The sequence below is a fragment of the Nisaea sp. genome, from assembly GCF_965216895.1.
GTDB lineage: Bacteria > Pseudomonadota > Alphaproteobacteria > Thalassobaculales > Thalassobaculaceae > Nisaea.
Map to the genome: position 1 here is coordinate 2369143 of NZ_OZ244205.1, position 25577 is coordinate 2394719.

At 64.2% G+C, this 25577-nt stretch carries 24 protein-coding genes; 9 read left to right on the plus strand and 15 right to left on the minus strand.

The window, feature by feature from the left end; translation table 11 throughout:
- From ACOOE1_RS11325 to ACOOE1_RS11350, 6 genes are all read left to right on the plus strand, one after another.
- On the plus strand, positions 1-2025 hold the full coding sequence (locus ACOOE1_RS11325) for an autotransporter domain-containing protein (protein WP_420402303.1): 2025 nt from the start codon (positions 1-3) through the stop codon (positions 2023-2025).
- A gap of 144 nt (positions 2026-2169) precedes the next feature.
- A complete protein-coding gene (locus ACOOE1_RS11330; protein ID WP_420402304.1) occupies positions 2170-2655 on the plus strand; it encodes a YcjF family protein in 486 nt (161 codons plus the stop codon).
- 94 nt (positions 2656-2749) lie between these two features.
- Positions 2750-2944 (plus strand): hypothetical protein, encoded by a 195-nt coding sequence (locus tag ACOOE1_RS11335; RefSeq protein WP_420402305.1) that lies wholly within the window; start codon positions 2750-2752, stop codon positions 2942-2944.
- A gap of 24 nt (positions 2945-2968) precedes the next feature.
- Entirely contained in the window at positions 2969-4687 is a 1719-nt protein-coding gene (locus tag ACOOE1_RS11340; RefSeq protein ID WP_420402306.1) for a cyclic peptide export ABC transporter, read from the plus strand.
- Entirely contained in the window at positions 4680-5912 is a 1233-nt protein-coding gene (locus ACOOE1_RS11345) for a prohibitin family protein (protein ID WP_420402307.1), read from the plus strand. Before ACOOE1_RS11340 ends, ACOOE1_RS11345 begins: the two co-directional genes overlap by 8 nt.
- Before the next feature lie 199 nt (positions 5913-6111).
- On the plus strand, positions 6112-6654 hold the full coding sequence (locus ACOOE1_RS11350) for a hypothetical protein (protein WP_420402308.1): 543 nt from the start codon (positions 6112-6114) through the stop codon (positions 6652-6654).
- A gap of 65 nt (positions 6655-6719) precedes the next feature.
- Here the strand turns inward: ACOOE1_RS11350 and ACOOE1_RS11355 are convergent, their stop codons facing one another.
- The 7 genes from ACOOE1_RS11355 to ACOOE1_RS11385 form a co-directional block, all read right to left on the minus strand.
- On the minus strand, positions 6720-8018 hold the full coding sequence (locus tag ACOOE1_RS11355; RefSeq protein ID WP_420402309.1) for a branched-chain amino acid ABC transporter permease: 1299 nt from the start codon (positions 8016-8018) through the stop codon (positions 6720-6722).
- Positions 8015-9025, minus strand: coding sequence for a branched-chain amino acid ABC transporter permease (locus tag ACOOE1_RS11360; RefSeq protein ID WP_420402310.1), 1011 nt, complete (start codon positions 9023-9025; stop codon positions 8015-8017). Before ACOOE1_RS11360 ends, ACOOE1_RS11355 begins: the two co-directional genes overlap by 4 nt.
- 1 nt (position 9026) lies before the next feature.
- The gene (locus ACOOE1_RS11365; protein WP_420402311.1) at positions 9027-9731 is read right to left on the minus strand and encodes an ABC transporter ATP-binding protein; all 705 of its coding nucleotides are present in this window, start codon (positions 9729-9731) and stop codon (positions 9027-9029) included.
- Entirely contained in the window at positions 9728-10510 is a 783-nt protein-coding gene (locus ACOOE1_RS11370) for an ABC transporter ATP-binding protein (RefSeq protein WP_420402312.1), read from the minus strand. Before ACOOE1_RS11370 ends, ACOOE1_RS11365 begins: the two co-directional genes overlap by 4 nt.
- Positions 10511-10583: 73 nt before the next feature.
- Positions 10584-11771 carry an ABC transporter substrate-binding protein gene (locus tag ACOOE1_RS11375; protein ID WP_420402313.1) on the minus strand — a complete coding sequence of 396 codons (1188 nt, stop codon included), beginning with the start codon at positions 11769-11771 and terminating at the stop codon, positions 10584-10586.
- A gap of 170 nt (positions 11772-11941) precedes the next feature.
- The gene (locus ACOOE1_RS11380) at positions 11942-12637 is read right to left on the minus strand and encodes a DUF899 domain-containing protein (RefSeq protein WP_420402314.1); all 696 of its coding nucleotides are present in this window, start codon (positions 12635-12637) and stop codon (positions 11942-11944) included.
- Positions 12634-12921, minus strand: coding sequence for a hypothetical protein (locus tag ACOOE1_RS11385; protein ID WP_420402315.1), 288 nt, complete (start codon positions 12919-12921; stop codon positions 12634-12636). The genes ACOOE1_RS11380 and ACOOE1_RS11385 overlap by 4 nt, the downstream gene beginning before the upstream one ends.
- 107 nt (positions 12922-13028) lie before the next feature.
- Between ACOOE1_RS11385 and ACOOE1_RS11390 the strand changes: the two genes are divergently transcribed.
- The 3 genes from ACOOE1_RS11390 (at position 13029) to ACOOE1_RS11400 (ending at position 16090) form a co-directional block, all read left to right on the plus strand.
- Positions 13029-14249, plus strand: coding sequence for a hypothetical protein (locus tag ACOOE1_RS11390; RefSeq protein WP_420402316.1), 1221 nt, complete (start codon positions 13029-13031; stop codon positions 14247-14249).
- Between the two features lie 9 nt (positions 14250-14258).
- Positions 14259-14900, plus strand: coding sequence for a hypothetical protein (locus tag ACOOE1_RS11395; protein WP_420402317.1), 642 nt, complete (start codon positions 14259-14261; stop codon positions 14898-14900).
- 206 nt (positions 14901-15106) lie between these two features.
- Positions 15107-16090 (plus strand): sulfurtransferase, encoded by a 984-nt coding sequence (locus ACOOE1_RS11400; protein ID WP_420402318.1) that lies wholly within the window; start codon positions 15107-15109, stop codon positions 16088-16090.
- Here ACOOE1_RS11400 and ACOOE1_RS11405 read toward each other — a convergent pair.
- From ACOOE1_RS11405 to soxB, 8 genes are all read right to left on the minus strand, one after another.
- Complete coding sequence (locus ACOOE1_RS11405; RefSeq protein ID WP_420402319.1) at positions 16080-17636, minus strand: fused MFS/spermidine synthase; 1557 nt, start codon at positions 17634-17636, stop codon at positions 16080-16082. The genes ACOOE1_RS11400 and ACOOE1_RS11405 overlap by 11 nt on opposite strands.
- 44 nt (positions 17637-17680) lie before the next feature.
- On the minus strand, positions 17681-18760 hold the full coding sequence (locus ACOOE1_RS11410) for a YeeE/YedE family protein (protein WP_420402320.1): 1080 nt from the start codon (positions 18758-18760) through the stop codon (positions 17681-17683).
- Between the two features lie 26 nt (positions 18761-18786).
- Entirely contained in the window at positions 18787-19245 is a 459-nt protein-coding gene (locus ACOOE1_RS11415) for a hypothetical protein (protein WP_420402321.1), read from the minus strand.
- 190 nt (positions 19246-19435) lie between these two features.
- Positions 19436-20707 carry an FCSD flavin-binding domain-containing protein gene (locus ACOOE1_RS11420; protein ID WP_420402322.1) on the minus strand — a complete coding sequence of 424 codons (1272 nt, stop codon included), beginning with the start codon at positions 20705-20707 and terminating at the stop codon, positions 19436-19438.
- Between the two features lie 27 nt (positions 20708-20734).
- Entirely contained in the window at positions 20735-21460 is a 726-nt protein-coding gene (locus ACOOE1_RS11425; protein WP_420402323.1) for a c-type cytochrome, read from the minus strand.
- Between the two features lie 14 nt (positions 21461-21474).
- Positions 21475-22527 (minus strand): c-type cytochrome, encoded by a 1053-nt coding sequence (locus ACOOE1_RS11430; RefSeq protein ID WP_420402324.1) that lies wholly within the window; start codon positions 22525-22527, stop codon positions 21475-21477.
- Positions 22511-23767, minus strand: coding sequence for a sulfite dehydrogenase (soxC, locus tag ACOOE1_RS11435; RefSeq protein ID WP_420402325.1), 1257 nt, complete (start codon positions 23765-23767; stop codon positions 22511-22513). The genes ACOOE1_RS11430 and soxC overlap by 17 nt, the downstream gene beginning before the upstream one ends.
- A gap of 16 nt (positions 23768-23783) precedes the next feature.
- Positions 23784-25475, minus strand: a complete 1692-nt coding sequence (soxB, locus tag ACOOE1_RS11440) for a thiosulfohydrolase SoxB (protein ID WP_420402326.1) — start codon at positions 25473-25475, stop codon at positions 23784-23786.
- Positions 25476-25577 lie beyond the last annotated feature (102 nt).

The window sequence follows — 25577 nt, forward strand, 5'->3', positions numbered from 1 at the left end:
ATGATGAAATCGACAATGCGCATGGCCTGCGCCACAACCATATGTGGCGCTTTCCTTAGCCTCTCGTTTGCGGCGTCGGCCGACGAGCGGTATATTTTTCTTGGCGACAGCCTGGTCGACAATCAGAACAGCTTCATCGCCACGACGCTCATCACGCCGTCAAACGTCGTCCCGCAGAGCCCACCCTACTACAACGGACGCTTCTCCAATGGCCTGAACTGGACAGACAGGCTGGCGCCGACGCAGCTCTATTACATGGATTACTATTTCAGCAATCCGGACTGCGCGACCGAGAACGCCTCGAACGGTCTCTCGAGCCTGTGCGGATCGACGACCGATCCCGGCGCGCAGGAGGGTGTCAGTCTCAGCTTCGCCTTCGGCGGCGCCAAGGCCGGAACGGAAGACCTGCCGAGCAACGCGCCGGGCATGATCACGGTGCTTGACGATCTGACGGCCTACAATTCGGCGGGCGTCGTCGCCGACGTGCAGGGCGCGACCTTCGCCATCCTGACCGGTGGAAATGACTATACCAATTACGCCAACGGCACGACCAACGGCCTTACGGAACAGGGCGTCGTGGATCAGACCCTCGGATTCATCCAGACCGGCTTGCAGACAGCCTCCAGCCTCGGCGCAAGACGGGCGATCGTGCTCAACCTGTTCGATCTCGACCGGGTGCCGACACTGATCTCATCCTTCACCGCCGACCAACTCGCCCAATCCGAGCGCCTCTCGACCTTGCACAATGCCGGGCTGCCGAACTATCTGGCGAGTGCGCGCGCCAGTACCGGCATGGAGATCATTCTGGTCGACCTGGACGCGCTCTACGACGATATCGACGCACGGGCGAGCGCATACGGCTTCACCAACCTGACCGGGCAATGCATCAGCTCGAACGTCTCGACCGGACAGTGCCCGGACACGGCGAGCGAGAACGCCACGCTCTACTGGGACGGACAGCACCCGACCACCGCCGCGCACGGCTATATCTACGAACTGGTCAGTGCCACCCTGCAGGCCGTGGACGAGGATGGCGGTCGGCTCGCCGCCCTCGCGGATTCCGGCCTGGTCCAGCAGCGCTCGGTGCTGGCCGCGCTGCGCAGCCAGTTCCGCGGCAGGCCGGACGCGCCTGGACTGTCCGGCGGATCGGCGACGCCCGTCACCCAGGAGATCGGCAACAGCACCGTGTTCCTGATCGCCGAGAACGGTCTTGGCAGCCGCGATTCCGACGGTGATTTCTCCGGCTATGATTACGACAACCGGATGGCGCTCGCCGGGATCAGCTACCGGCCGCCGGAGGTGACCGAGGATTTCATCTTCGGCGCCCATGTCGGCTACGCCAACCTGGATTCCTCCATCAATGGCGGCGGCTCGTTCGAGAACGACGCGGTCACCTTCGGCGGCTTCGCCGATTGGCGCGACGGGCCGCTGAGCCTCGGCCTCCAGGCCAATCTCTCCTATCACACGCTCGACGACGTGAAGCGCGACACCGGCTTCTCCGTCATGCCGACGGCCCGGAGCGAGACAGAGGGCTGGGGCGCATCGGCCGAGATCGAGGCACGCTGGGACCGACATGCCGAGGTGTTCAGCCGGCGGATCGGCTACGCCGCGGCGGGGCGCCTCGGGGCCGGCTGGTCCTCGGTGAACGGTTTCACCGAGAGTGGCGCGGAATTCCTGAATCTCACCGTCGACGACAGCGAAGTCGCCGAGATCAAGGCCGGGATCGAGTTGACGGCCTGGACGGACGTGCAAGTGGAGAGCGGTCTGCTGCAACCCTATCTCAGCGTCGGCTACGAACACGATCTGCTAGATGACGAGCGCGAGATTGACGGACGGCTCTCCTCCGGTCAGACCATCGGCGCGGAGTCCCGAGCCGCGGCAAAAAGCCTCTTCAACTTCGCCGGCGGCCTGCACTTCCTCGCGGAGGACGGACTCAGAGCCGAACTGCGACTGGCCGCATCCATTGGTGCAGGGGGCGAGGAAAGCTTCATCATGCCGCAACTTAGATTCGCTAAGAGTTTCTGAGCGGTTGTGCTCGGAGGGTCTCTCGGATATGTTTGAAATAATTGATAAAGGCCTCCGACGGACTGGGCGCACAACGTTGCGGAACGGCCGCTCAGGCGACCACCTTAGTGCGAAACCGTGCTTCATCATGCTTGGAGAGAAACCATGACTGAAGATGAAATTGCCGCTCGGCGCGCCGAAGCATCGAGCATCGTGAACACCTATATGGGCTGGTCCGCCGGCGCGAGCTTCATCCCGCTGCCATGGGTCGACCTCGCGGCTGTGACCCTCGTCCAGATCAAGATGGTCGGCGACCTTGCCAGCCTCTATCAGGTGCCGTTCTCGCGCAATGTCGTGAAGACGATCGTTGCCGGCCTGCTCGGTAGCCTGGTTCCTGCCGGCCTCGCCCGCGGCGCCTCGAGCCTGCTGAAATCGGTTCCCGGTGTCGGGACCATTCTCGGCGTGCTGACGGCCCCGGTCTTCACCACGGCCTCGACCTACGCGATCGGCAAGGTGTTCATCCAGCATTTCGAAGCGGGCGGCACCGTCCTCAACTTCGATCCGGACGCCATGCGCGAGCACTTCAAGGAAGAGTTCGAGGAAGGCGTTTCCAAGGCCTCCGGCAAGAGCGGCACGAAAGCCGCCGCCTAAATCAGGCCGCGACGAACGCTCGCGACTGTTCGGCCGGACGGACAACCGTCCGGCCTGCAGTGCAGTGTCGACACGCCGATTACGGACAGACCTCATGCAACTCGTCCCGATCTCCATTTATCTGCTGCTATGCTTGGTCCTGGCCGTCGTCGGCCGGCGCAGCCGTATCGGGGCCTTCGGGGTCTTCCTCTGCTCGGTGATCTTCACGCCGCTGCTTGTCGGACTCGTTTTCGCGCTCCTCAGGCCTTTCCCGAAGAAAGCATCCTCCGGCTCCTCGGCCGATAGCTAGACGCATCGGGAAGGGAGTTTCGTAATGGAGACCGGTTCTGCCGCCGCCGATCTGGTCGCATCCAACGGCCTGATCAAGTTCCTGCGCCGCGAGGCCACGCTGTCGCCGCGCCGGGCACTGACGGTTGCGACCGTCGCAGGCCTCAGCAACGCGATGATCCTGGCGATCATCAATTCGGCCGCCGAACATGCCGAGCAATCGGAATCCCGGCCGCTCTACGCCGTCTTTTTCGCCGCCGCGATGCTTCTCTATGTCGTCGCCCAGCGCTGGATCCTGACCCAGGCCGCCGAGCAGGTCGAGGCGATGATCCACCGGGTGCGGATGCGCATCGTCAACCAGTTGCAATATTGCGAGTTGCTCGATGTCGAGCAGCTCGGACGGGCGGTGATCTACAGCGGCATCGCCCGCCACATGCAAACCCTGTCGCAATCCGCCTCGACCGTGACCATCGCCGTGCAGATGGCGATCCTGATTCTCTTCACCACGCTCTATATCGCCTGGATTTCGCTCACCTCCTTCATCGCGCTGGTCGCCTTCATGACCGTGGCGCTGACGGTTTACTGGAAAAAGTCCTACTCGGTGCGCACCGACCTGCGCGGCACGCTGGAGATGGACAACGATGTCTACACCACGATCGACGACCTGCTGGACGGCTTCAAGGAAGCCAAGCTCAGCCGCTCCAAGGCACGCGCGATCATCAGGCGGATCGACGAGATCAGCGAACGCGCCTCGGAAATGCGCGGCAATACCCAGATCATGCTGGCCAAGAATTTCGTCTTCTCGCAGACCGCCTTCTACCTGCTGCTCGGGACCATGGTCTTCGTCGTACCGATGATGACCTCGGGCTATTCCGACGTGGTGCAGAAATCGACCACCGCCGTGCTCTTCATTATCGGTCCGATTTCCGGATTGATCGGTTCGATCCCGATCTTCGAGAACGCCTCGGCCGCGGCCGAGGCGATCATGGATCTGGAGCGGCACCTGAAGAAGCTGTCGGGTGTCGAACTGGAAACCGACGAGGACGGAAGGCCGATCGCCGACGCGGGACCGGCGGAACGCTCGCGCTTCGCGGATTTCAAGACCCTGGAACTGCGCCAGGCCGTGTTCCGCTATCAACCGCCCAACGGGGACCCGAACGACAGCTTCGCCATCGGCCCCATAGACCTGACCATCACGCGTGGCGAAGTACTGTTCATCACCGGCGGAAATGGTTCCGGGAAATCGACCCTGCTTCGCGTCCTCACGGGCCTCTATCCGCTGCACGAGGGCCAGATCCTGATCGACGGGAAGGCGCTGCGGGAAGCCGAACTGCAGGATTTCCGGGAAATATTCGCCGCGGTGTTCGGCGACTTCCACCTGTTCTCGGAACTCTACGGCATTTCGGAGGCGGCGCGCGACGAGGCCTATGACTGGATCGCGACGCTGGAGATCCTCGGCAAGGTCAAATTCGACGGACAGCGCTTCTCCACCGTCGATCTCTCCACAGGGCAACGTAAACGACTGGCCCTGCTTGCGGCAGCACTGGAAAAGCGGCCGATCCTTGTGCTCGACGAATGGGCCGCCGATCAGGATCCCATGTTCCGGCGCAAGTTCTACCGGGAGATTTTGGGTATGCTCCGCTCGGGCGGGACCACTATAATCGCCGTCACCCACGACAACCGGTTCTTCGACGCGGCCGACAGACAGATGCACATGGAAGACGGCATGATGGCGGCCTACGACCCGGAGTTCTTCCATGATTAGGCGCTTTCTCGACTGGCTGTCGAACTGGACGAACCGGCACTGGGTCGAGTTCTTCGCCGGCGGCGCGGTCCTCCTGCTGCTGATCGTCGTGCTCTGGCCGCTGATCGTCTACACCGTGCCGCCCGGATCGGTCGGGGTGATGTGGTACCGGTTCTTCGGCGGTACCGTAACGATGCCCGGGCGCGAACTGCGCGAAGGCATCCACTTCATTTTCCCCTGGGACAAGATCTACATGTACGATGCGCGCCTGCAGCGCATCAACCAGAGCGTGAAAGGCCTCAGCATCGACGGCCTCGAGATCTCGGTGAATGTCTCCAGCCGATTCGTGATCAACAGCCAATATGCGGGCTACCTGCACAAGAGCCTCGGGCCGCAATACAAAGAAACCCTGATGCAACCGCAGCTCAGGACGCTCATCCTGACCTATATTTCGGAGAACGAAGCCTCCGACCTCTATTCGACCCGACGCGAGCGGGTACAGACGATCGTCCAGACCCGCTTCCAGAGCAAACTCGCCAACATTTCCTCGAACGTGCCCTTTGACGAGGCCTATGTGGATCTCGAGGACGTGCTGATCGAAGAAATTACCTTGCCGAGCTTCGTGCGCAGCGCGATCGAGCAGAAGGAACGCGTCCGGCACATGAGCGAAGCCTACAATTACCGCCTGCAGCTGGAGGAGAAAGAACGCCAGCGCAAACGGATCGAGGCCGAGGGCATCCGCAGCTTCCAGGAGATTGTCGCCCCGGGCATCACGCCGAGCTATCTGCGCTGGCGCGGCATCGAGGCGACTCTGCAGCTCGCCCAGTCGAACAACGCGAAGGTCGTCATCATCGGCGGCGAGAACGGGTTGCCGATCATCCTCAACACCGAGTCCGGCCTCGACAAGATCGGTGCCGATCAGTTGAAGGATGCGGCGAACACGCCCGAGACCGAAACCGACCGCGACGGCATGTCCGATCCGAACCGGCTCGGACCGCGCAGCGATCTGCTGAAGATGCCCTCCCTCGCCGGCCCGCCGCCGCTCACCGCGTCAGGATCCGCCCTGCACCAGGGCACGGCGGCGCCGCCGGAAGTGCCGCAGCCCAAGCACGGGCCACCGAGCGGGGGAATAACGGCGACGCCGTCGGTTGGCGGTGTTCCCGTGGCCGACCCGAATGCACAGGGACAGCTCGGGGAATGGCTCGGCAAGCTGACCGGGTCCGGCGGAAATCAAGCGGCAAACTGACAGCCGTTACAGGGCTCGCAGATACGGCGAGGCGCGCTCTCCGAAAGCGCTTCCGCGCGCGAATTCGCTGCAACCTATCCGGTTCAACGGCAGCCGGCAGTCTGCTAATGTCCGGTCGATCTTGGGGGCATTCGCAGCTTCTCGACCGGCAAAGTCGACGGCTGTCCCGACACGTATTCTATGGCAGGGAGCCAATTCCATGAAAACGTATCACCTTCTCTTGCCAGCCTTGTTGCTGGCGCTGGGCATCTCGACTCCGGGAACGGCGGACGCCAACAGCGGCGTCGCCAAGGAGCTGAACGCCTACAGCGAGTCGATCGTCGTCCTCGATACCAAGTCTGAGAAGACCTGCAATATCGAGGAGAAAGCCAAGGAATATCAGGCGCATCTAGACGCCCAACTGATTACGCTCGGCATCAATGACGACGACGAGTCGGGCCTCGCGGCTGTACTCCTGATCACCAGCCAGAACTTTGCCATTGCGGGCAGCCACTGTGCACTCCATGTCGACCTGTCCTTCCAGACCCGGATCCCACCGGAAATGTTCACCCGGCTGACCGATGCCCAGCAGGCGGCCCTGAACCGGATCGGCTCACTGCCGGTCTCGATCTGGAGCGCCTCGGCCATGTCGGTGGTGCCGCTGACCCAGCCCTCCGCCGGCGGCGAGAGCGATATGGCCCAGAAGGCGGTGATCCGCCTGATCGACGCGATCATCGATCTCCTGCGCGCGCAGCGAACCTGAGCGAACCGAAAAGAAAGGGCGTGCGCCGCTAGGCGCACGCCCTTTTTCGTTTGCGGAGAATTGAATTACCGCTCCGGGATCAGCCCCTTCGGCGCAAAGCGCATCACCAGCAGCAGGATCGCGCCCATCAGCAGGTAGCGCATATAGACCGAGCCGGCCATCAGATGCTGCGCCAGTCCGGAGCCCTCAGGGAGCGGCATGGTGATCACGGTCATGAACCAGGTACCGAGCGGCTCCGCCTGCACCCAGAGAAACCAGATCACGAAACCGCCGAGCACAGCGCCCCAGTTGTTGCCGGAACCGCCGAGGATCACCATCACCCAGATCAGGAAGGTGTAGCGCAGCGGAATGTAACTGGTCGGCGTGAGCTGGCCGTCGAGAGTCGCCAGCATGGCGCCCGCCACGCCGCAGACCGCGCAGCCGAGTACGAAGACCTGCAGGTGCCGCGCCTTGACGTCCTTGCCCATCGCGGCGGCCGCGTCGCGATTATCCCGGATCGCCCGCATCATGCGGCCCCAGGGCGACTGCAGCGCCCGCTCGGCGAGCCACATGATGATTGCAAGCACGACGATGAAGAGCAGTGCGTAACAGATCTTCACGAAAATGCCCGCGGCATCGGAAACCTCGGTGACACCAAGCGCGGAAGTGAGCGAGAGGAACCAGTCCGCCTCGACGAGATCGACCTCGTAGGGCACCGGACGCGGAATACCCGTCACGTTCTTCACGCCCCGCGAAAGCCATTCCTCATACTTGATCACCGCGATGATGATCTCGGAAATCCCGAGGGTGGCGATGGCGAGGTAATCGGCCCGGAGACCGAGGGAAATCTTGCCGATCAGCCAGCCGGCGCCGGCCGCGACAAGTCCGCCGACCGGCCAGGCCAGCAGGATCGGCAGGCCGAGGCCGCCGAGATAGCCGGAAAGCGCCGGATCGATCGCCTCGATCCGGTCGGTCGCCGGAAGAAAGAAATGCGAGATCAGGAAATAGCCCGCGATCAGCAGCAGCACCGTCACATAGGGCCGCAGCGCCCGGGCGACCTTGCGCCGGGCGAAGATGATCGCAGCCACCGTGGCGGCGAGGCTCAGCAGGGAGAGGGCGAGATCGCCGCCGGCGACGGACCATGCCTCGCCCACCGGCGCCATGGAGACCAGCACGGCGGCGAGCCCGCCGAGGGCGGTGAAGCCCATGATCCCGACATTGAACAGGCCCGCATAGCCCCACTGCATGTTCACGCCGAGCGCCATGATGGCCGAGATCAGGCAGAGATTGAGAATGCCGAACGCCACCGCCCAGCTCTGGAACAGTCCGACCGCGATCAGGATCAGCCCCATCGCGCCGTAATAGAGGGGGACCTTTTTCGTCATATGACCTTACCTCGAATGATGCCCGTCGGCCGCACAAGCAGCACCGCAACCAGGATGACGAAAGACACCGCGAACTTGTAATCGGTGGAAAGAAGCTGCACGAGCCCCTCCGGCACCCAACCGTCCGGGCCGAGATAGGCGAGAAACCGCTTGAAGGCGTAGGTTACCGTCACTTCCGAAAAGGCGACGATGAACCCGCCAAGCACGGCGCCGACAGGCTGGCCGATGCCGCCAAGGATGGTGGCGGCGAAGATCGGCAGCAGGATCTGCAGGAAGATGAAGGGCTTGTAGGTCTTGTCGAGGCCGTAGAGCGTGCCGGCAATGGCGGCGAGCGCGGCCGAGATGACCCACGCGATCATCACGATCTTCTCCGGACTGATGCCCGAGAGCAGCGCCAGATCCTCGTCGTCGGAATAGGCCCGCATCGCCTTGCCCCAGCGGGTCTTCTGCAGGAACCAGAAGAGCGCGGCGACGACCAAGAGCGCGACCACGACGGTGATCAACTGGGTCTGCTTGACCCCGATCCCCTGTTCGAGGCCGGTTGCCGCCTTGAAATCCCGCACGGTAAAGAGGAAGCGCGCGCCGTCGCCGAAGCTCTGGTCGTCCGGCCCGATGACGATGCGGATCAGGCCGGCCATGACGAACATCACGCCCACCGAGACTATGGCGAAGACGATCGGGTTCGAGCGCTTTCTGCGGTAGAAGCGGAAGACGAAACGGTCGGTCAACAGCGCCATGGCGATGGCGGCGAGGATTCCGACCGGCAGGGCCAGCAGCGCGGTCGGCAGCGGATCGATGCTCACCCCGGCCGCCTGCAGCGACCAGGTGGCGAGGATCGCCGCCATGGCGCCGAAGGACATCATCTCGCCATGCGCGAAATTGGCGAAGCGCAGGATGCCGAAAATGATCGTGACCCCGAGCGCACCGAGCGCGAGCTGCGCGCCGTAGGCGATCGCGGGAACGATAACGAAGTTGCTGAGAAGCGCGAATGCGTTGGCGATGTCCATCTCAGCCCCCGAGGAAGGAACGGCGAACTTCCTCGTTCGCCAGAAGGGCTTCGCCGGTATCGGTGAAGCGGTTGGTGCCCTGCACAAGGACGAAGCCGTGATCGGCGATCTCCAGTGCCTGGCGCGCATTCTGCTCAACCATCAGGATGGCGATACCGGTGCGGGCGACCTCGACGATCTTGTCGAACAGTTCGTCCATCACGATCGGCGAGACCCCGGCCGTGGGCTCGTCCAGCATCAGAAGCTTCGGCTGTGTCATCAACGCGCGGCCGACGGCGACCTGCTGACGCTGACCGCCGGAGAGCTCGCCCGCCGGCTGGTTCCGCTTCTCGGCCAGGATCGGGAACAGCGAGAAGACCTGCTCCTTCGACTCCGTGATGTCGTCCTCGCGGATGAACGCCCCCATCTCGAGATTCTCCTCGACGGTGAGGGAGACGAAAACGTTGCGGTTCTGCGGCACGAAGCCCATGCCGTGCCGCACCCGCTCCTGCGGCGCCATGCGCGTGATGTCCTCGCCGTCGAAGACGACGCTGCCCTCGCGCAGGTTGAGCATGCCAAAGACGGCCTTCATCGCCGTCGATTTTCCGGCACCGTTCGGGCCGACCACCACGGCGACCTCGCCGCGTTCCACGCGGAGTTCGCAATCGGTCAGGATATCGGCCCCGCCATAGCCGCCGGTCATGCCGGACGCGGAAAGAAAACTCATTGCTCCGACACCCGCTTGTGTTTGCGGCCGGTCCCGAGATAGGCCTCGATGACCTCCTCGTTGTTCATCACCTCGTCGACACTGCCCTGCGTCAGCAGCTTGCCCTCGGCCATGACGATGACCGGGTCGCACAGTCGGGCGATGAAATCCATGTCATGCTCGATCAGACAGAAGGTGTAGCCGCGCTCCTTGTTCAGGCGCTGGATCGAGCGCGCGATGGTCTGCAGCAGCGTGCGGTTCACCCCGGCGCCGACCTCGTCGAGAAAGACGATCTTCGCGTCCACCATCATGGTGCGGCCGAGTTCGAGCAACTTCTTCTGGCCGCCGGAGAGATTGCCGGCGAGCTCGTTCTCGAGATGCGGAATTTCCAGAAATTCAATAACTTCGCGGGCGCGTTCGCGGACTTTTTCCTCGTGTTCACGCACCGCGGCGAAGTTGAACCAGGCGTGCTTCAGGTCCTCGCCAGGCTGTTCGCCCGGAACCACCATCAGGTTCTCGAGAACCGTCAGCGAGGAAAACTCGTGCGCGATCTGGAAGGTGCGCAACAGTCCCTTGTGGAAGAGCTGGTGCGGTTCGAGCTCGGACACGTCCTCGCCGTCGAGATAGATCTTCCCCGACGTCGGCGGGAAAGCGCCGGCGATGATGTTGAAGAGCGTTGTCTTCCCCGCTCCGTTCGGACCGATCAGCCCGGTGATGGAGCCTTGCTGGATTTCCAGCGACACGCCGTTGACGGCGTGGATGCCACCAAAGCGCTTGGTGACGTTTTCTACTTTGATCATCAACTAGCCCATATAGGCAAAACGGTCAGGCTTACGCCCGACCGTTTCCCCGTAAGAGTCTCAGCGCAACCGATCAGTGGTACGCAACGGTCTTCCACTTGCCGCCTTCGACCGTGGTCTCGCGGAAGCTGCCCGCGGACTCGCCCGGCGCGATCAGTTCGAGCGCGGTGCCGCCGACATAGTCGATGTCGCCGCCATCGGCAAGGATCTTGAGGGCTTTCGCGAGTTCGCCCGGGAAGATCTTCTCGCCCGGGGCGTTGGCGACCTTCTCGACCATGCCCTTGTACTTGGCCGGATCGGTGCTGTTCGCGGCCTGCATGGCCAGCAGCAGGATCGCGGAGGCGTCGTAGGCTTCCGGGACGTAAGGATCGTCACCCTTGAAGCCCTTGCCTTCGGCCAGCTTGGCCAGCATCGCGGCGCCCGGGCTGTCGGTACCGGGGTTGGTGCCGATCGAGCCGTCGAGGTCGGCGCCGAAATTGTCGGTCAGCGCTTCGCCGACCATGCCGTCCGGCAGCACGAACCGGTCGAAGGCGCCGGTATCGAGCGCGGCCTGGATCATGCCCTTGCCGCCCTGATCGAGATAACCCGCGACGATGAGGATATCGCCGCCCGCGGCCGCGAGGGTCGCGACTTCGGCGGAATAGTCGGCCTTGCCGTCTTCATGTGCGGCGACGGCGGTGATCTTTCCGCCCTTGCCCTCGAACGCGGACTGGATGGAATCCGCGAGGCCCTTGCCGTAGTCGTTGTTGGTGTAGGTCAGCGCGGCGGTCTTGATGCCCTTGGCGACAAGGATCTCGCCAATGATCTGGCCCTGGCGGGCGTCGGACGGTGCGGTGCGGAAAAACAGGCCGTCATCCTCGATCGTGCTCAGCGCCGGCGAGGTCGCCGACGGGGAGATCATCACCATGCCGTTCGGGCGCGCGACGTTGTTCAGCACCGCAGTGGTCGCGCCGGAACAGGTCGCGCCGACGATGCCGTTGACCCCCTCGGACGTGATCAGGCGGTCGGCGGCAGCCGTCGCGGCAGCAGCATCGACGCAGGTGCTGTCGCCGCGCACGGAGACCACCTTCTTGCCGCCGAGGAAAACACCGCTGTCGGAGACTTCCTGGATCGCCATCTCACCGCCGAGCGCCATCGGCTTGACGAGCGATTCGGTCGGGCCGGTGAAGCCCTGGAGCATGCCGATCTTGACGGAGTCCTGAGCCTGGGCGGCGGTGGTGGTCAGTACCGCAGCGCACAGCATTGGTAGCAAGCGTTTCATGGTCGCTTCCCCTGTGAATGTTATGATTCGTGATTTTGCACACTATACAAAGACTGAGGTCGTCGGCAACGGGCTCGAAACGCGAACAGGCTGACGGAGACGCCGCCCGGCCCGCACCCCGGTACCTCGACTGGAAGTATGGGACCGGACGGCGTGTCCGGCAACCTGGCTCAATACTCGTCGTGCAGCTTTACCCAGCTCATGATGCCGCCGGTCTCGTTCCGTCCCTTCGGGGTCAGGTCGAGCCAGTTGAAGGCCCCGATCAGCAACTCGGCCCCGCGTTGATAGGTCGAGTAGGTATGGAAGACCGTTCCCTCCGCGTCCTTCACGAAGATGCTTGCACCGAAGAGGTCGCGGGCCTGCTCGATCACCGTGCCGTAGTTGTAGATGGCCTGGCCGGAGGCGAGTTGTTCTTCCGTAAAGGAGACGCCGAAATCGAAATTGAAGTCGCTGCCTTCCGAGGAGACCCAAGGGAAGGTCCAGCCCATCCGCGTCTTGACCTCCTCTATCCGCGCGAGCGGCACCCGCGAGACCGCCGCAAAGGCAAGGTCGGCCTGCTCGAAATGCTGTCGCGCCGCGTCGACATGATCGGAGATGAAGGAGCAGCCGGGGCAGATATGGTCGGATCCCGGGCTCAGCATGAAATTGTAGATCGCGAGCTGACTTCTCGCGCCGAACAGATCCCCGAGCGAGAGTTCACCTTCCGGTCCCTCGAAGCGATAGGGCTTCTCGACTTTCACCCAGGGCATCTTCCGGCGCTCGGCGCGGAGCGCGTCGAGTTCGCGGGTCATCGCCCGCTCTCTCGCGAGAAGCGCCTTGCGGGCCAGAAGCCAGTCTTCGCGGGAAACAACTCTATGCGTGTTCATGATCGGTCTCCATGTTTCGGAATAAGGGATTGTCCGTTCTTGCGCGGCGGGCCTCCGGCGAGCTTCAGCCAGGGCGAGAGATGGAAGAGGCACATCAGCAGATACATCCAGACCATGCCGCCGAACGGCATGCCGCCGGGAGCCACCATGCAGAAGGGGGACGGCGAGGTGTTGGACTCGACGAGGGCCATCAGCGCGAAGGTCGGTGACGCTGCCAGCGGGAGCCATCCGGTGCGGCGCAGGCGCCGCAGGATGTTTCCTCGCTCCGTGTTCCATGCTTTCATCCCGCCGTCCCCGTCCGATGGCAACCGCGTCCGGCCGCTGCCGAACCCGGTCCGGATGTAGGACGGGAGCGGCGCCGGGTGGGAGTGACAAGTCTGACGGGATTTCCATGGACTCGCTGATCACCGCTGCTTCACAGGCTCTCGCCGCGGGCGATCCGCTGAGTGCCTTGAAGCGGGTTGCGCTACGCGACGACGCGCCCGCACTCGCCTTGCGCGGGATCGCGATGGCCCAACTTGATGACTTTCCGCGCGCAAGGGATCTGCTCCGGCGCGCGGCGCAGGCCTTCGGTCCCGGCGAACCCGTCGCCGGGGCCCGGTGCAAGGTGGCGGAAGCCGAAATCGAGCTGGTTTCCCGCGATCTCGCCCGCTCCGTGGCAACACTCGAAAGGGCGCGGGACACGCTCGCCGCCGGCGGCGACAGGACCAATGCCGCGCATGCGGGTTATCTTCTGGCGCGCTGGCACCTGCTGACCGGAAGGCTGGATGCAGCGGACGATCTGCTCCGCGACATAGACCGGGCCGGGCTGCCACCCGCCTCCCGGGTCGGCCATGCACTGGTCGCTGCCGGGGTCGCCATGCGGCGGATACGGGCGGGCGAAGTCCGGGGGGCGCTCGAACAGGCGGAGCGAACCGCGCGTACTGCCGGGATCGCCGCCTTGTCCGCCGAGGTTGAACGCGCGGCCAGGGCGTTCGCGGCTCCGGCCGCCCGGCTGATCGCGCAGGACGGAGATCGCCTGATCGGGCTGAGCGATGTCGAGGCACTGATCGCCTCGGACACCCTTCTGGTCGATGCCTGCCGCAACCTCGTACGCAGCGGCCCGAAGACGGTTCCGCTCGCCGGCCGGCCCGTGCTCTTCGCCCTTGCGCGCGCGCTCGCGGAAGCGTGGCCCGGCGACGTGACGCGCGAGGAACTGCTTGCACGCGCGTTCGGGGCGCGGCACGCCGACGACTCCCACCGCGCCCGGTTGCGCGTCGAGATCGGCCGACTTCGCAAGCTCCTGCGGCCGCTCGTGGAGCTGACGGCTACGAAAAGGGGATTTGCCCTTGAATCGGCAGCGCATGGGGGCGTGGCCGTGCTGGCCCCGCCGGTCGCGGAGAAACACGGCTCACTTCTCGCCCTTCTGGCCGACGGCGAGGCCTGGTCGAGTTCCGCACTTGCTCTCGCCCTTGGCGTCAGTTCCCGGACGGTCCAGCGTGCCCTGGAGGAGCTTGCCGCGGCTGAGAAAGTCGACTCCTTCGGACGCGGGCGGGCCTGCCGCTGGGTCGCCCGGAGCCTGCCCGGTTTCCCGACATGCTTGTTACTCCCGGTGCTCTCGCGGAGCGGATAGGATCACCTCATGAAACGGTCAGAAGCGGAAATCATTCGCGAGTACGGCCCCTTTCCGGGCACGGAGGGGGTCAACGGCGTCAGTTACGACGGTGCGCGGATCTGGGTCGCCACCGGCGCAAGGCTGAATGCGGTCGACCCGGAGAGCGGGACCGTTCTCAAGACGATCGACGTTGCCTCGCACGCCGGAACGGCGTTCGACGGCACGCATCTCTTCCAGATCGCCGACGCCGTGATCCATAAGATAGATCCGGAGACCGGAAAGATCCTCGCGACCATCCCCGCGCCCGCGCAGGGCAGCGATTCCGGCATGGCCTGGGCGGAGGGATCGCTCTGGGTCGGCGAGCATCGCGGCGCGAGGATCCATCAGATCGATCCGGAAACCGGCGCGATCCTCCGCACCATCGCCTCCGACCGCTTCGTCACCGGCGTGACCTGGGTCGATGGCGAGCTCTGGCACGGGACTTGGCAGGAAGACAAGAGCGATATCCGCCGCATCGACGCCGCGACGGGCGAAGTCTTGGAGTTTCTCGAGATGCCGGAGGGGACCGGGGTGTCAGGGCTCGAATCTGACGGCGGCGAACGCTTTTTCTGCGGCGGCGGCAACAGCCCGACGGTACGGACCGTCCGGCGACCAACGCGGTCGGCCTAATCGACCACGTCTTGCGCGGCACAACCCGGTCAGAGATCCCGGGAATCAGGAACAAGCTGTTTGGACCGAAACATCAATCTGACAGATTTCTTCTTTCTTCCGCCCCAGACCTAGGAAAACGGGAACGATCTTTCTATTTTCATCGACAATCGGCTGGTGCTTTTTCCGAAAGGCGCTGCATGCCATGGCTTCGATTGGACAAGACGATGAAGAAACTGATCGCCTCCCTGTTCGCTTTGGTCGTGATCGCCGGCGCCGCGCGCGCCGAAACCGCAACGCCGCTGGTGAGCGTCGATTGGGTGAAGGCGCATATCGGCAAGCCCGGTATCGTCTTCCTAGACGTGCGCGGCGAACTCGCCGGCGCCAGCAAGGCGGACTACGTCGAGGCCCACATTCCAGGCGCAATCTGGACCAACTATCTGAAGGACGGCTGGCGCACCCAGGACGGCAACGGCACCATCGCCCAGCTCTCCACCGTCGCGACCCTGGAAACCACGATCGGCGACCTCGGCATCGAGAACGAGGACCATGTCGTCATCGTTCCGGCCGGCCGCAGCGCGCTCGATATGGGCACCGCGACCCGCATCTACTGGACCTTCAAGGTCGTCGGTCACGATGCGGTCTCCATCCTGGACGGCGGCATGCGGGCATATACCGCCGAGATCGACGAGAAGACGAAGCAGCCGGTCAACCCGCTCGAACGGGGCGAGGTCAAACTGGACCCGACGATCTTCTCCGCGGAACTGCGCGAGGACATGCTGGTCAACAAGACCGATATGGCAGCGGCCGCAGCGGCCGGCGACGTCATCGTCGACAACCGCCCGCAGGAGCAGTTCCTCGGCATCAGCAAGCACAGCAAGGCGAAGCGCGCCGGCACCATTCCGGGGGCCCGGAACCTGCCGGAGGCCTGGTTGACCCGGAACGGCGGGGAGTTCCGCGACCGCGAGACGATCGCCAAGCTTTATGCGATGGCGGGGATCCCGACCGGGGGGACGCAGATCAGCTTCTGCAATACCGGGCACTGGGCAAGCCTCGGCTGGTTCGTCTCCCGGGAGATTCTCGGGAACAATGACGCGAAGATGTATGACGGCTCCATGGTCGAATGGTCGGCGGACCCGAAGCTTCCCGTCGACTCCGCGCTCGAAGGTCAGAGAGGCACCTCGAACAATCTGACGCAGCTCATTCAGTAGTAACGGCCGAGAACAGGACCCCGGAAAGCAGACGGTCGACCGGCGCGAAATCGTCGGTCAGGACCACCGGGGTTCCGGAATCGGCATCCATCAGATCCGCGATCAGGATCCGCTGCCAGATGCGGCGGATCCCGAAGGCCGAATGGATCGCCGCCACCGGTGCACCGGAGGAGGATGCGACCACCTCGTAGGTCACGCGGCCTTCGGGGTCGATCCCCCCGGTTTCGCCGGCTTCCCTCCAGATCGAGACATCGTCGAAATCCTGCGCCAGCGTGTGCACCAGCGCGGCTAGGAAACGCGGGTTGCGTGCGCCGTCCACCACATTCACGACATAGAACCCGTCCGCCCTGAGCCGGGCCGCGATTTCGCCGTGGAACTCGCGGCTGACCAGGTGGGTCGGTACCGAAATGTCGTGAAAGGCATCGCCGAAGATCACGTCGAACTGCGGTTCACGCGGCAAGGACTGCAGCAGGGCGCGGGCGTCGCGGTGGTGGATCTCGAGCCCCGGTGCCGACGCATCGAGCCAGAGTTCCGCGCCGGCCGCCGCGGTCACCGCAGGGTCGATCTCCGCCACCAGGAGCCGCGCGCCCGGCACCGTCGCGGCCCAGGCGCGCGGCAGGGAATACCCGCCACCGCCGATGAAGAAGGCGGAGAGTTCCGTGCCCGCGACATCCAGTGGAAAGCGCCGGCGGGCATATTCGTCGACGAAATGGATATAGGGGCTGTAGAGCAGGCTCGGGTCGTCCCGGTCGTTGATGCTGTGCACCAGATTGTCCAGCACCATGAGCTTGCTCGCGCGGCCGCTATAGGGTGCGAAATCGTCGATCACGATGCAGAAGTAATCGCTTTCCACCGTGCAGCGGGAGGTGAAGGCACCGCGCGCGAAGCCTGTTCCGAGAAGCGGAACGGAGACCCCGGCGAGCGCGATACAGGCAACAAGAACCGTCTTGCGCCCCGCGAGCAGGGCGCAGGCGAGCGCCAGCAGTGCATAGAGCAGCGTGACCGCGATCAGGGTGCCGGCGGAGCCGACCCAGGAAATGAAGAAATAGCCCGCCGAGAGCGTGCCCGCGATGCTGCCGACCGTTCCGATGGCGTACATCTGTCCCAGCACAGCGCCGGTCCGCTCGGGCGCCTCGTCGACGGCAAGCTTGGTGACGATGGGGGCCACCATGCCGACAAAGAGGCTCGGCAGCAGGAAGAGCGCCGTCGCGAGCAGTACCACGATCGTGACCTGACCGAGCCCCGAGGCGAGCAGTCCGACGGCAAGATCGTTCAGCAGCACGAGCGCGAGCAGGCTCGAGACGCCGGCGAGGGCCAGAGCGATCGCGAGGCGGCGCATGCCGCTGACGCGGTCGGTTTCCGGTCCCGCCATGCGCCCGCCGATCCAGTGGCCGACGGAGAGACCGGCGAGCACCACGGCGATGATCGCGGTCCAGGTATAGAGAGACATGCCGACATAGGGCGCGATCAGGCGCCCGGCGACGATCTCTACGACGAGACCGCCGGCGGAACCGAGGAACAGCACCGCCGCGAGAAAGAAACGCATTGCAAGAGTCATGAGGTTACCTGACCGTTAACGCATTGCAAGAGTCATGAGGTTACCTGACCGTTTCCGAAAGCCGGGATCCGGCGCTCCATCAGCCACTGGCACGCGCCGGAGCCCAGCCACATGGCAAGGAGCGCCAGCCAGGCGGTCAGCGACAGGACCGACCCGCCGGTCACGCCCGCCCCGACCGCACAGCCGCCCGCCAGCATGCCTCCGAAGCCCATGAGCACCGCCCCGACGACATAACGCACCATGCCGGTCGACTGGTCGAACACCTCGACCCTGAACTCGCCGCGGGACAAGGCGGACGCACACGCGCCGCAAGCGACGCCGGGCACCAGCCCGAGACTGAATTCAAGCGGCAGGGCCGGCTGCGTGATCAGCGCCATAAGGGTATCGGCGGACGGCCCCGTGAAGGTGACACTGAGCACCGAGACCGGCTCGAAGGAGACCCTTGCGAGCGCGGAGGTCAGCAGCCAGCCAAGCGCAACCGAGCCGCCGAGAGCGATGGCGATCAGCGACCGCGACCAATGCAAACCGGAGCGGAAGGCAAGATAGAGTGCGCCGGCCAGAAGCACCGCTCCAGCCGCGATACCGGCTGCCTCGGGCAGATGGAAATTGAGGTTGCGGGCGTCGGCGCCGACGGTCCAGAGCGCGGAGAGGTCGAGGCGCAGAGGCGAGAGCAGCCCGGTAAGTGCGGCCTGGGCGATGACGGTAACGAGCAGTCCGGTCATCAGTGCCCGGAGGTTGCCCGTTGCCGAGAGCACGAGCAGCCGGCTGGCGCAGCCGCGGGCGAGAATCATCCCGGCGCCGAACATCGCCCCGCCGATGATCGCTCCCGAAAGGGTCCCGGCCGTGGCCAGCTGCCGGACCTCCGACGGCGGCAGATTATCCGTCCAGAGCAGGACCTGGACGAATAGCAGCGCCGAGCCGAAGACCAGCAGCCAGACGGCGAAGCTCGGACCGGGCGCGCCGCGCCAGAACTCGATGGAGGCGCTGCGCAGGCAGAATCGGCTCGCCTGGGCGCAGACGCCGAAGACGAGGCCGACGACCAATCCGCAGAGCGCGGCCTTGGCCGGATCCGAGACGACATCGGTCGCAAGAAGGGATTCGAGGAACTCCACGGCGGCCTCTCAGCGGCCAGCCGGGGTTACGGCCGTACGATGGTCCATCCGGCCTCGTTCGCTTCGATCAGCGCCACGACACCCGTCTGAACGGTTTCCGCGTCCTCGATGACCGGGATCTTCTTGCCTTCCAGCCGCTCCATTGTGTCGATGGTATTGCCGCAGGCAACAAAGGTGACGTTCGGCATGCTCATGCCGAACCCCCGCACTCGTTTCGCCACATCCTCCGGCGCGGTATCTGTCCGCAGCATGTGCAGCCCCGCCTCGAAGGCGACGATGCGGACTTCGACCTCCTCGCCGATCCCCGAATAGTGCCGCGATACATTGGCGGCGACATTCAGAACCGACACCATCTTGTGCGGATCGCTGTCGCTGATCTGCAGGACCAGCCTGTGGAACCCGTCGTCGGCGCGCGCGCTCCAGGGCACGGCGGCCGACATCGTCAGAAGACAGATCACGGCGAGTATACGAAACAGGACCGGCATACTTTGTCTCCTCTCGCCGCTGCCGAGCCGACCCACCGGTCGCACCTACCATGCGGCGCGGTATCTCAAGATCGGCGACAACCATTTTCTGTTCGGACTCTTTCGTCAAATCAACCGGGCGTCTTTTCCCGGCAAGGCGGGCAGCCGCAGCCCGCGGTATCGTCTCCGCGGGCTGCGGCTTTGACCCGGATCAACCGAACATGTCGGTCGTGATGCCGGCATACCAGCCGAGGCTTTCCTCGAAGGTCTGCTTGCGCAGTGCGGCGTCCTCGCCGGTCTGGCTGATGAACCCGGAGGTCTTGGCGATCTTTTCCGGCGTGGCCTCGTAGGCGGCGCCGACCTTGACCCCGTTATCGGTATCTATGAGCGACCAGCAAGTATTGGAGAACTTGGCCGGGAACACCTTGGAGCCGGTAAGCGCACCGCGGATCGCATTTGCCGCAACCTTTGCCTGGCTGTTGGCGGAGAATCCGGATTTCGGCATGTCGCCCTGCTGCGAGGCGTCGCCGAGGACATGGATGTTCTCGTCCATCCGGCTCTGCATCGTTGCCGGGACCACCGGCGCCCATCCCTTGTCGTTTGTCACGCCGGCCATTTCGGCGATGCGGCCGGCTTTCTGAGCCGGGATAACATTCGCGACATCGGCCTTCGTCACCTCGCCGCCGACCACGATCTCCATGCTGTCGGGGCGCACTTCCTCCAGCGGCCCTGTGAATTCGGCGTCGAGCCAGTCGATCATGCCCGGATAGCGCGCTTCCCAGCCTTCCTGAAACAGACCCTGCTTGGAGAATTTCTTCTTCGGGTCGAAGATCAGGATCTTCGCCTTCGGATTCTTCGCCTTCAGGACATGGGCCACCATCGAGACCCGCTCATAGGGACCCGGCGGACAACGATAGGGATTCGGCGGGGCCACCATGGCAAAGACACCGCCTTCGCGCATGGACTCGACCTGGGCCTTCAGAAGCTCGGTCTGCGAGCCCGCCTTGTAGGCGTGCGGCATGTGATTCTGGGCCGAGATGTCCCAACCGGGAACCGAACCGTCCACGAAATCGATGCCGGGCGACAGCACGAGCCGGTCGTATGGCACCGAACCTCCTCCGGCGAGTGCGACCGTCTTCTTGTCCCGGTCGACGCCCACAGCCCAGTCGTGCACGACGTTGACGCCATACTCGCTGGCAAGCTTACCGTAGCTGTGGGCAATCGAATCCAGCGAGCGGAAACCGCCGAGATAGAGATTGGAGAAGAAACAGGTGTAGTAGGTGCGCGTCGGTTCCACGAGGGTGACGTCGAGCGCGCCCTTGCTGTCCTTGGCGAGATACCGGGCCACCGTGGCGCCGCCGGCGCCGCCTCCGACGACGACAACCTTCGGCTTGCCGTGACTGGCACCCATGATCATCGGCGCCGCGGTCAGCGCGGCACCCGCTGCCGCACCTTTCAGGATCGACCTTCTACTCATAGACATGGCAGTTCCTCCCGTTTTGGGCCCCGTTCAGTCGAGACCTTCGAAATACGCCGCCAATCCGGCGATTTCTTCATCTGACAGGCGCCCCGCGATCATGCGCATCACCGGGTGCGGGCGGATCTCTCTCTTGTAGGCATGCATGGCCACCACGAAATCCTCCTTCGGCCATCCGGTGATCGAGGGAATGCCCTCGCTCGCGCCGCTCTTCTGATGGCAGGTCAGACATTCGCCGGACAGGTATTCACCATAATCCGGATCGCCGACGATCGCGAGGATCGTCGGATCGAGCGCGTGGTCGGTCGGTGTCGAGGTCGGCGCTGCTTCGGGAATGTCGCTCGGCCTGTCGGAAAAGGCGCGGAGATATGCGAGCAGATGTGACCGCTCCACGGGATCGGGCATACCGGCAAAATTCATCCGGGTCTTGGAGACAAAGGTCTTGGGGTTTTCAATGTAGAGATCGAGGCTTTCCGCATCCCAGACGAGACCGTCCGAACCGGCGCGGATCATCCCTTCTGAGTAGTTGAAATCGTCGATTGCCCCGGCGGCGCGGCCGAAGATCCCGTTCAGATGCGGGCCGACACCGTTGCGGGCCCCCTCGCCCATACGGTGACAGGATTTGCAGACCTTGAAGAGTTGCTCACCGGCCTTCGGATCCCCGAGTTCGACGGCCCCGGCCGTGCCGGGCGACAGGGAGACGGCCAGCAGGATCGCGAGGCCGAAGGCCCGGACAATGCGCACCGTCTCCGCGTTCATCTCATCTCCGCGCGCTATTCAGGCATGGCCTTCAGATAAGCGATCACCGCATCCAGCTCAGCATCTTTCTTCAAGCCTGCGAAGGCCATCTTCGTCCGCTTGATCACGGACCTGGGCTTGGCAAGGAACGCCGCGAGCGTCTCCTCGTCCCAGACGAGCCCCTCTTCGCCAGCCTTCACCATATCCTTCGAGTATTTGCCGAACCCGTCAACGGTGCCGGCGGTGCGCCCGAAGATATCGTTCAGGTGCGGCCCGATCTTGTGCTTCGCGCCATCGCCGACGGCATGGCAGGCCTTGCATTTCCGGAACACCTTCTTGCCTGCCTCGACCAGAGCCGGGTCCACGGCGGGGGTGGGGGCAGACGCCACCTCGGCCTCGGGCTGCTCCGCAGCCTCGGCTTTCTCTTCGGATCCCTCCCCGGTTGGATGGCGGGCGGTCGGATCGTCCGGCGTCACGTCGATAACGGCAGCCCGCGCGGTGATCTTCACCTCCGCCTTGCAATCTTTCATGCAGGGCGTGCGGTTCTTCCAGACCGGGGTTTCAGTCCTGTCATCGGCATAGAACCCGTCCGCATTCGGCATCACCACCTCGGTGAAGTTCTCCCTCGTCAGTTCGAACTCGTCGTCGACGATGTCATTGAGATAGAGGAGATAGGCGGTCAGCGCATAGGTCTCGTCGGCACTGAGCGATTGCGCGTCGCCGAACGGCATCGCGCGATGCACATAATCCCAGACCGTGGAGAGATAGGGCCAGTAGGAGCCGATGGTCTTGACCGGGCGGGCGCTGGTCAGCGTTTCATAGCCGCCGGCAAGGACCGGCCAGCGGCCGACGGCCTCGCCGAAATCGCCGTGGCAGACGGCGCAGCGCTCGACATAGATCTCCTCGCCGTCGGCGACCGAGCCGCCGCCGTCCGGCAGCCCCAACCCGTCCGGACGGATATCGATATCCCAGGCCGCGACCTCTTCCGGGGTCGCTTCGCGGCCGAGGCCGTAGGATTCGGCGACGGCGCTCCCGGCGGCCATGCCGAAGATCAGGGCGAAGACCGCAAGATCAGGAAATCTCGACATTTTCCGCCTCCCCGTTGGCATTCACCGCCCAGGTCTGGATACCGTTATTGTGGTAGATCGAGTTCTCGCCACGGACCGCCCGCAACTCGTTCTTGGTCGGCTGCACATAACCGGTGCTGTCCACCGCGCGCGACTGCAGCAGCAGCGGACTGCCGTCCCAGTCGAACTCGTAATAGAAGCGATGCATGGACTTGTCCCAGGACGGCCCGTCGATCCGCGCCTGTTGCCAGTTGCGGCCGCCGTCGGTCGTCACGTGCACTTCCTTCACCGTGCCGCGGCCGGACCAGGCGACGCCCGTGATGATGGTATGGCCCTTGCCGTGGGTGATCGGGACCTGCGGGCTCGGACTGGTAATGACGGACTTGGCGTCCATCTCCCAGGTGAAGCGCCGCGCCTTCCCGTTGGCGAAGAGATCGGTGTATTTCGAGGTCTCCTCGCGGTGATGCCAGGGCATGTCGCCGACCTCGATCCGGCGCAGCCACTTGACCCACATGTTGCCTTCCCAGCCGGGCACGACGAGGCGCACCGGGTAACCCTGCTCCGGACGCAGCGCCTCGCCGTTCATCGCGAAGGCGACGAGGCAATCGTCCAGCGCCTTCTCGATCGGGATCGAGCGGGTCATCGCCGCCGCATCCGCGCCTTCGGGAAGGATCCACTTGCCGCTGGTCTTGACCCCGGCCTGCTCGAGAATGGTCCGGAGCGAAACACCGGTATAGATCACGTTGTGGATCATGCCGTGGGTGAACTGGCAGCCATTGAGCTGCGCGCCCCGCCATTCCATCCCGCTGTTGGCGGCGCATTCGAGGAAATAGGCCCGGTTCTGGCGCGGAAACCGCTTCAGGTCCTGCAGGGTGAAGACCAGTTCCTTCTCGACCAGGCCGTTGATCATCAAGCGGTACTTCGCCGGATCGACCTCGGCGACGCCGCCATGATGGCGTTCGAAGCAAAGACCGTTCGGGGTGATCACGCCGTCGAGCTCGTGCAGCGGCGTGAAGTTCACCGAACTGACAGGATCCGCGGTCAGCCAGGGCACATCCCTGCGGCGGACATGGGCCTCGTATTTCGACGGCATGCCGTACGGGGCGGCATCGACGCCCTCACCGAGCTGGTTGGCCCAGGGCTGGACTTCCAGGATCGCAGGATCGCCCGCAGCCAGCGCCGGTGTCGCGGCGAGCGCCCCGCCGGCGGCGAGGCTGCCCTTGAGGAAGTTTCTGCGTGAGGTAGGTGTCTTCTCTGTCATCGTTCCAGTCTCCGGCCTATCCGGCGATCGTCTTGACGGCGGTGTTCGGGGTGATCTCGATCGAGCCCTTGCGGCCTATATACTGCTCGACAAGGTCGTAGATCGGCGGTCCCTCCGTGCCCTCGTTGACCGACGCCCAGCCCGAGACGATATAGGTCTTGGACGGATCGATCGGCTCGCCGGTCTTCAGGAGGGTCATGTCGGTGATGCGGCTGCCGATCGGCTGCGAAATGTCGATCGTGTAGCCCATGCCCCCGACCCGGACCATGTCGCCGCCCTGCTGGTAATAGGGATCGGGGTTGAACAGGTTGTCGGCGACATCCTCGAGAATGGTGTGGATGAGCTCGCCGGTCATTTCGCTGCGATAGGCGTTCGGATAGGACATCGAGGTGGCGGAATAGATGTCCTCGCGCGTGATCGGGTCGCCCGGGAGCAGGCTCGCGCCCCAGCGGAAGCCCGGCGAGAGCGCGATGTCGGCCTCGCGTTCCTCCAGCAGGGCCTGACAGATGAGGTCGTCCCAGGTGCCGTTGAAGTTGCCGCGGCGATAGAGCAGCGACTGGGTCGTGCCGATCACCTCTTCGAGTTCGGCCTTGAACGGCGCCCGCTCTGCATCGACCAGGGCGGTCATTTCCGGATCCGGCTCGATCACATCTGAGAAGATCGGGATCAGGCGGTAATTGTAGCCCTTCACCCCGCCGTCGCGGACATCGAGGTCGATGCGGGAGACGAACTTCCCGTGCGAGCCCGAAGCAATGACCAGAGTGTTGCCGACCTGCACCGGCTCCGGCAGGGCATCATGCGTGTGACCGGAGAGAATGACGTCGATCCCCTCGACCTGGGAGGCCATCTTGCGGTCCACGTCGAAACCGTTGTGGGACAGCAACACGACGAGTTCGGCGCCGTCCGCCCGGACCTCCTCGACCACCTCGCGCATGCGCTGCTCGCGAATTCCGAAGGAGAGATTCGGGAACATCCAGCGCGGATTCGCGATCGGGAGGTAGGGAAAGGCCTGGCCGATCACGGCGACCTTGACCCCGCCGCGCTCGAACATGGCATGGGAGTCATAGGCGGGCTCGTCCCATTCATTGTCGAAGATGTTGGCGCCGAGGAAGGGGAAGGGCAGTTCGTCGACGATCTCCGTCACGCGGTCGATACCGTAGGTGAACTCCCAGTGCGATGTCATCGCGTCAGGCTTCAGGGCATTCATGACATTGACCATGTCCTGCCCGCCGGTCTTGAGCGCCGTGTAGGAGCCATGCCAGGTGTCGCCGCCGTCGAGGAAAAGCGCATCAGGGCGGTCGGCCCGGATCGACTTCAGGACGGTCGAGATCCGGTCGAACCCGCCGACCCGGCCATACTCCCGGGCAAGGGCGACGAAATCCTCGGAAGTCAGCGCGTAGGCCTCGGGCGATCCGGAGGTGAGCCCATAGGTATCAAGAAATTTTTCGCCGGAAATATGAGGCGGCTTGCCCTTGGCGTCGCCGACGCCGAGATTGATTGACGGCTCGCGGAACCAGACCGGTTTCAGATGCGCGTGACAGTCGGTCAGATGCACAAGCGTGACGTTGCCGGTGGCCTCGAAATCGAGCAGCTGATCCTGCGTCAACCGCTGCTGCGCGGCCAGGCGCGCCCAGTTTCCGAAACCGCTGGCACCGACAATGGCGGACGCGGCGAACGATGTCTGGAGGAAATCGCGGCGCGACAACATGGCATCTGGCTCCTTCAAACCGTCCCATGCGCGGGACACAACTCTCCCGTCCGCTGCATTTTCCTGCCTCGGCGAACCGGAGTAACGAATAGATCAGGCACT

Bases quoted from the DNA above. Each gene is read 5' to 3' on its own strand.
- ACOOE1_RS11325 (WP_420402303.1), top strand. From the start codon at position 1: ATGATGAAATCGACAATGCGCATGGCCTGCGCCACAACCATATGTGGC.
- ACOOE1_RS11330 (WP_420402304.1), top strand. From the start codon at position 2,170: ATGACTGAAGATGAAATTGCCGCTCGGCGCGCCGAAGCATCGAGCATC.
- ACOOE1_RS11335 (WP_420402305.1), top strand. From the start codon at position 2,750: ATGCAACTCGTCCCGATCTCCATTTATCTGCTGCTATGCTTGGTCCTG.
- ACOOE1_RS11340 (WP_420402306.1), top strand. From the start codon at position 2,969: ATGGAGACCGGTTCTGCCGCCGCCGATCTGGTCGCATCCAACGGCCTG.
- ACOOE1_RS11345 (WP_420402307.1), top strand. From the start codon at position 4,680: ATGATTAGGCGCTTTCTCGACTGGCTGTCGAACTGGACGAACCGGCAC.
- ACOOE1_RS11350 (WP_420402308.1), top strand. From the start codon at position 6,112: ATGAAAACGTATCACCTTCTCTTGCCAGCCTTGTTGCTGGCGCTGGGC.
- ACOOE1_RS11355 (WP_420402309.1), bottom strand. From the start codon at position 8,018: ATGACGAAAAAGGTCCCCCTCTATTACGGCGCGATGGGGCTGATCCTG.
- ACOOE1_RS11360 (WP_420402310.1), bottom strand. From the start codon at position 9,025: ATGGACATCGCCAACGCATTCGCGCTTCTCAGCAACTTCGTTATCGTT.
- ACOOE1_RS11365 (WP_420402311.1), bottom strand. From the start codon at position 9,731: ATGAGTTTTCTTTCCGCGTCCGGCATGACCGGCGGCTATGGCGGGGCC.
- ACOOE1_RS11370 (WP_420402312.1), bottom strand. From the start codon at position 10,510: ATGATCAAAGTAGAAAACGTCACCAAGCGCTTTGGTGGCATCCACGCC.
- ACOOE1_RS11375 (WP_420402313.1), bottom strand. From the start codon at position 11,771: ATGAAACGCTTGCTACCAATGCTGTGCGCTGCGGTACTGACCACCACC.
- ACOOE1_RS11380 (WP_420402314.1), bottom strand. From the start codon at position 12,637: ATGAACACGCATAGAGTTGTTTCCCGCGAAGACTGGCTTCTGGCCCGC.
- ACOOE1_RS11385 (WP_420402315.1), bottom strand. From the start codon at position 12,921: ATGAAAGCATGGAACACGGAGCGAGGAAACATCCTGCGGCGCCTGCGC.
- ACOOE1_RS11390 (WP_420402316.1), top strand. From the start codon at position 13,029: ATGGACTCGCTGATCACCGCTGCTTCACAGGCTCTCGCCGCGGGCGAT.
- ACOOE1_RS11395 (WP_420402317.1), top strand. From the start codon at position 14,259: ATGAAACGGTCAGAAGCGGAAATCATTCGCGAGTACGGCCCCTTTCCG.
- ACOOE1_RS11400 (WP_420402318.1), top strand. From the start codon at position 15,107: ATGAAGAAACTGATCGCCTCCCTGTTCGCTTTGGTCGTGATCGCCGGC.
- ACOOE1_RS11405 (WP_420402319.1), bottom strand. From the start codon at position 17,636: ATGCGTTTCTTTCTCGCGGCGGTGCTGTTCCTCGGTTCCGCCGGCGGT.
- ACOOE1_RS11415 (WP_420402321.1), bottom strand. From the start codon at position 19,245: ATGCCGGTCCTGTTTCGTATACTCGCCGTGATCTGTCTTCTGACGATG.
- ACOOE1_RS11420 (WP_420402322.1), bottom strand. From the start codon at position 20,707: ATGTCTATGAGTAGAAGGTCGATCCTGAAAGGTGCGGCAGCGGGTGCC.
- ACOOE1_RS11425 (WP_420402323.1), bottom strand. From the start codon at position 21,460: ATGAACGCGGAGACGGTGCGCATTGTCCGGGCCTTCGGCCTCGCGATC.
- ACOOE1_RS11430 (WP_420402324.1), bottom strand. From the start codon at position 22,527: ATGTCGAGATTTCCTGATCTTGCGGTCTTCGCCCTGATCTTCGGCATG.
- soxC (WP_420402325.1), bottom strand. From the start codon at position 23,767: ATGACAGAGAAGACACCTACCTCACGCAGAAACTTCCTCAAGGGCAGC.
- soxB (WP_420402326.1), bottom strand. From the start codon at position 25,475: ATGTTGTCGCGCCGCGATTTCCTCCAGACATCGTTCGCCGCGTCCGCC.